The organism is Streptomyces nanshensis (assembly GCF_001751255.1).
GTDB lineage: Bacteria > Actinomycetota > Actinomycetes > Streptomycetales > Streptomycetaceae > Streptomyces > Streptomyces nanshensis_A.
Genome location: NZ_LJGW01000667.1, coordinates 1 through 5,266 on the forward strand (window position 1 = coordinate 1; position 5,266 = coordinate 5,266).

Here is a 5,266-nt window from a genome sequence, read left to right on the forward strand (position 1 = left end):
CGGGCCGCGAGGGCAGCAGCGCTGCGGGCACGGCCACGATCGCGGTGATGCCCGCGCCGCCGCGGCGTTCGCGCAGCTGCACCCGGAGCCCGTGCCGCGCGGCGAGCCGTGCGACGACGTACAGGCCCATGCCGAGCCCCTCCTCCGGGCCGCGATCGCCGCCCACGGCTGAGGACGCAGCGGAGGACGTACCGGAGGCGGAGGGGGCCGGGGCGTCCACCACCGGCGGGTCCTGCCCCTCGGGCAGGCTGAGCCGTGCGTTGAGCGCGGCGAGTCTTCTGCCGCTGACGCCGATGCCCTCGTCCTCGACGGAGAGCATCACCTCGCCGCTCTCCAGCAGCCAGCCGGAGAAGTGCACTTGGGAGTCGGGCGGGGAGAACGACGTGGCGTTGTCGAGGAGTTCGGAGACCAGATGGCTCAAGTCGTCGGCGGCGTGCCCGGCGACCTGCGCGTGCGGCGGCAGCGTGCCCAGCTCCACCCGCTCGTAGCGTTCGATCTCGCTGATCGCGGCCCGTACGACGTCCAGCAGCGGCACCGGCCCGGCGTGGCTCGCGGTGACGTGCTCCGCGCCCGCCAGCAGCAGCAGGTTCTCGCTGTAGCGACGCATACGCGTCGCCAGATGGTCGAGCTTGAAGAGCGTGGAGAGGCGGTTCGGGTCGCTCTCCCGCTCCTCCAGGTCCTCGATGACGCCGAGTTGGCGCTCGACCAGGCCGAGGGTGCGCATCGCCAGATTGACGAAGGTGCCGTGCACGGCTCCGGACAGGGCGTCGACGCGCTTCTTGAGTGCCGCGTACTCGCCGCGCACACGGTCGCGTTCGGCGGTGAGGCCGTCCTTGTGCCGGACGAGGTAGGCGTTGTCGGCCTCGGCCTCGGCGGCACGCTCGTGCACGCTGACGACCGCCTCGCGCAGCGAGTTGAGGGAGCGTACGACCTCCGCGAACTCGTCGTTCCTGCCGTTGAAGACGACCGGCTCCTCGCCCGTCGGGTCGGCCGCCAGCCGCCGCGAGCCGCGCGTGAGCACCGAGAGCGGACGGGCCATCGAGCGTGCCGTCTGCACGCTGATGCCGGCCGCGAGCAGCAGACACACCCCGACGAGGGCGATGTACCACTCCAGGGTGGTGACATCGCTGTCGCGGAGGCGCTCGAAGTGCTTCAACTCCTCGGCGGCGAAGGACGACTGGACTCCGCGCATGCTGTCGATGCGGGCGGAGAGCGCCGCGTCGATGCGCTCGTGGTTCATCGCACGGTCGCGCGCGGAGAGATAGGGCTGGTCCGTGAGCTTCGCCAAGTACCGCTCGGCGGTGCGTACATCGGCGCCGGTGACCGTTCGCGCGAAGGTGTCGCGCGCGGACCCGGGCGCGGAGTCGCCGAAGTCGGCCAGCGCGGCCTGCTCGCGTACGGAGGCGCGCTGCGCCTCCGACGTCAGTGTGGGCTGCGGCCCGCCCGCGGCGAACGCACCGCGCAGCAGTCCGCGCACGGCCGACGCCTGCTGGACGGCGCTGCCGAGGTCGGGCAGCGCGTAGGCCGCGCCGGACCCGGAGGGACCGCTCGTCCCCGGAACGGAACCGGAAGCGGAAACGGAGTCGGTACCGGAGGCACCGGCCGACCCGGAACCCGCCTCGGAGCCGGACGTCTCGGCGGCGCGCTCCGGCAGCGAGCGCGCGAGTGAAGTGCCCACGTCCTGGAGGGAGTTGATGGTGGCGGTGTACGCCTCGTACATCTCCAGGGCGTTGCCGTCCCCGGCCTGTGCCTCCTGCCGGATGCCGGAGAGCCGGCCCAGCGACTTGCGTACGGACACGGGCGCGGTCTCGCGGATCTCCGAGACCTGCCGGTCGACGCGGGCGCGCTGCTCCTCGGTGACGCCGGCGCCGTTGCGGCTGGTGCGGCCCGCCGCGACGTACTCGACCATGCCGTCCCGCTCGTCTGCGAGGGCGTGGCTGAGGGCGATGGCCTGCTTGTCGAGTTCGGCGCGCTCCACCAGGTCCTGGGACTCGTCGAGATCGCCGTAGGCGCCGAGCACCGTGGGCGTGCCCGCGCCGAGCACGGCGAGGGAGCAGAGCACCACGGAGACCAGCAGCCGGTTGCGTACGCGAGCACGGCGGGGGCCGCCCCCGCTACGGGACGAGTCGCCGTGTGAGGGGCCGCCGTGGGACGGGCCGCCCCCGCTCGTCGTCCCGCTCCCGGGCCTGAATCGCAGTCCGCCCGGTCCGCCCGGCTTCCGCAGTAGCTTCGTCCGCACCCGTGCTCGCAATCTCATCGGGGCCTGCCCCGGGGCCAGCCCGGGTGGCGCAGTCCAACCTCGTGCCGCAGGAGTGGACTTGATCCCTGATCGTCCGCGTTCATCCCTCTCGGAGGCCACCCGAACCTTTCAGCACGGATGACAGGTGATGTGACGATCTCCTGCTGGGCCACCCGAAGGAGTGAACCGTAATGGGGAGTCAGCGAACAACTCCGCTTGCGCGCCCCAACCACCCTGTCCCGTGCATCGGTTGGAAATCCACCCGAAGTCCTGGAAGGATGCGCGTCCGCATACTTACGGACGCTCTCATTCCGGTCAACTCCCGCCCTGGTGCGGGGCCCTGAGCTGGCGCTCCCTGGCCACCGTGACCCCTTGACAGCACACGCGTCGACACACGTATGCACGGCACACACGCGTCACGCGTACGTCTCGCCGCGCCGGCCCGCGGGCACACTGAGCGCCATGCGCATCGACATGACCGGCGAGCCCGGGGATCCCCGGCGCCTCAACGAGGACTACGCGGCGGCGGCTCTCCCCTCCTCGGGAGAGGGCGGCGCAGTGGTCGTCCTGGACGGCGTGACTCCGCCACAGGGAGATTCCGGTTGCACTCACGGAGTCCCGTGGTTCACGGCACGGCTGGGCGGCACGATGCTCCAACTCGCTGCCGCGGAACGGGATCTGACGCTCGGTGCGTGCCTGGCACGGGCCATTTCCTCTACCGCTGAGGCACATGTTTCAACCTGTGACCTTTCTCACAGGCGTACGCCGCAGTCCACCGTCGTCGCGGTCCGCTGGGACGAGGAACGCGTCGAGCACCTGGCCCTGTCGGACTCGCTGCTGCTCATCGAGGGCACAGACGGCGAGGTCACACCGGTGACCGACTCCCGTCTCGACGAACTGCCGCCGCACATCGCCGAGTTGCGCAGCAGGGTGCGCGCACTGCGGGCGGACGGCGCCGAACCGGGCGAACGCCAGGCCGCACGGACCGCATACGTACGCGCCGTCGAGGCCCTGCGCAACGCCCCCGGCGGCACGGGCTTCTACACCGCCGCGGCCGATCCCGGCGTCGCCGCGCTCGCGGTGGCGGGCAGCACGCCGCGCACCTCCGTACGGTCCCTGCTGGCGCTCACCGACGGCGCCGCCCGCTGGAGCCAGACCTTCCGGCTCGGCGACTGGGCGGCGCTGCTCGCGCTCGTACGGGAGGAGGGGGCGGCGGCACTGGTGGCACGCGTACGGGAGGCCGAGCGCGCCGATCCGTCCGGTACGGCGCATCCGCGCGGAAAGCGGCACGACGACGCGTCGGCGGTCTTCGCGGAGCTGGACGGGACGCACCGCTCCTGAACGGCTTGTTCCGGCCACGGCGTCCGTCCGGCGCCCCGCGGGCCCTCCGCGCACACCCGGCTCCGCGGACGGCGGAGGGCTAACCCTCCGCCTCCGCAAGCGCGTTGAGCTGGTGCATCAGCCGCGCCAGCTCCGCGATCTCGGCCGGGTCCCAGGAGCCGAGCTTGCGGACGTACTCCGCGCGCCGGGCCTCGCGTACCGCCCGGAAGCGCTGACGGCCGCGCGGCGTCAGGTTGACGAGGGAGGCACGGCCGTCGTCCGGGTCGGGGGCGCGGGTGATCAGCCCGAGGTTCTCCAGCACCCGCAACTGGCGGCTGATCGTCGCCTTGCCCACGCCGAAGTAGACGGCGAGGTCGGTCGCCCGCTGCGCGCCCCCGTCCTCCAGCCGGACGAAGAGCCCGTACGCGGCGGGCTCCAGCTCCGGATGCACCTCCCGCGCCATCTCTCCCGAGAAGGCGCGTGCGCGGCGCATGAAGACCGTCAATTCGCGTTCCAGGTCGAGCAGTTCGGGTGTCTGCTTGCGCATCGACTCGTCCACTGGTGGCCCTCTTCCGTTCTCCCGCGCCGAAACTTCCCGCCGGTGGGGGGCGATCGTCGCAGCTCCGGCTGAATTTCGCAGGTGTGGACCACCGGAAGAAGGCTGTCCGTCTTCCCCGGCTATGTCTACGCGCGTACCGTTAAAGACCTGACATGCCCATACCAGTGGGGCATGTCTGCGCGCGTCCCCCGCACCTCATGCTCAGCGCTCCAACTCCCGTTCCCCACGCACGGCTTCGGAGGCAGCGATGCCAGGTCTCGGTTCCCGCACGGTCCGCCGCAGGAGGGGACTCCTCTCCGTGGCGGGATTGTTCCTCTCCGCCCTCGTCCTGCTGGTCAGCGCGCCCGGAGCGGCGAGCGCCGCACCCCGGGACACCTCTCCCCTCAAGCCCGGCGAGGCGTCGATGGGGGTGGGCGTCCGCATGCACGAGGGCGGCGATCCCACCGACGGCACACCGCCCGCGACGCTGGACGCGACCGTCCACGGCGTCGACGTGAGCGGACATCAGGGCAACGTGTCGTGGTCGACCCTCTGGAACAGCGGCGTCCGCTGGGCGTACGTCAAGGCGACCGAGGGCACGTCCTACCAGAACGAGTACTTCACACAGCAATACAACGGCTCGTACAACGCCGGAATGATCCGCGGTGCCTACCACTTCGCGCTGCCGAACAACTCCAGCGGCGCCGCGCAGGCCAACTACTTCGCGGACCACGGCGGCGGCTGGAGCAAGGACGGCAAGACGCTCCCGGGCGTGCTCGACATCGAGTACAACCCCTACGGCGCGACCTGCTTCGGTCTGAGCCAGAGCGCGATGGTGAACTGGATCAAGGACTTCACCAACACCTACAAGTCGCGCACCGGACGGGACGCCGTGATCTACACGACGACCGACTGGTGGACGCAGTGCACCGGCAACAACGGCGGCTTCGGCAACACCAACCCGCTGTGGGTCGCCCGTTACGCGGACGCTCCCGGCGCGCTGCCCAACGGGTGGGGCTTCCACACTTTCTGGCAGTACACCTCGACCGGGCCGACCGTGGGCGACCACGACCTGTTCAACGGTGCGATGGACCGCCTCCAGGCGCTCGCCAACGGGTGAGGTCACGGGTGAGGTGAACGGGTGCGGGGCCGTGCACCACAGCACGGCC

Annotated in this window: 4 protein-coding genes; 2 read left to right on the plus strand and 2 right to left on the minus strand. The window is 71.3% G+C overall.

The features are described 5' to 3' along the window. Positions 1–2,065: sensor histidine kinase (locus tag AN218_RS31280; RefSeq protein WP_070020397.1), on the minus strand; the 2,065-nt coding region annotated here is incomplete at its 3' end. A gap of 636 nt (positions 2,066–2,701) precedes the next feature. On the opposite strand from AN218_RS31280, the gene AN218_RS31285 reads away from it, so the two are divergent. Further along, positions 2,702–3,580 (plus strand): nuclear transport factor 2 family protein, encoded by an 879-nt coding sequence (locus AN218_RS31285; protein WP_070020398.1) that lies wholly within the window; start codon positions 2,702–2,704, stop codon positions 3,578–3,580. 79 nt (positions 3,581–3,659) lie between these two features. Here the strand turns inward: AN218_RS31285 and AN218_RS31290 are convergent, their stop codons facing one another. Continuing rightward, positions 3,660–4,106: a MarR family winged helix-turn-helix transcriptional regulator gene (locus tag AN218_RS31290; RefSeq protein ID WP_070020400.1), complete on the minus strand. Its 447-nt coding sequence runs from the start codon at positions 4,104–4,106 to the stop codon at positions 3,660–3,662. Between the two features lie 259 nt (positions 4,107–4,365). Here AN218_RS31290 and AN218_RS31295 point away from each other — a divergent pair, with 259 nt between their 5' ends. Then, on the plus strand, positions 4,366–5,217 hold the full coding sequence (locus tag AN218_RS31295; RefSeq protein WP_070020399.1) for a lysozyme: 852 nt from the start codon (positions 4,366–4,368) through the stop codon (positions 5,215–5,217). Positions 5,218–5,266: the final 49 nt, after the last annotated feature.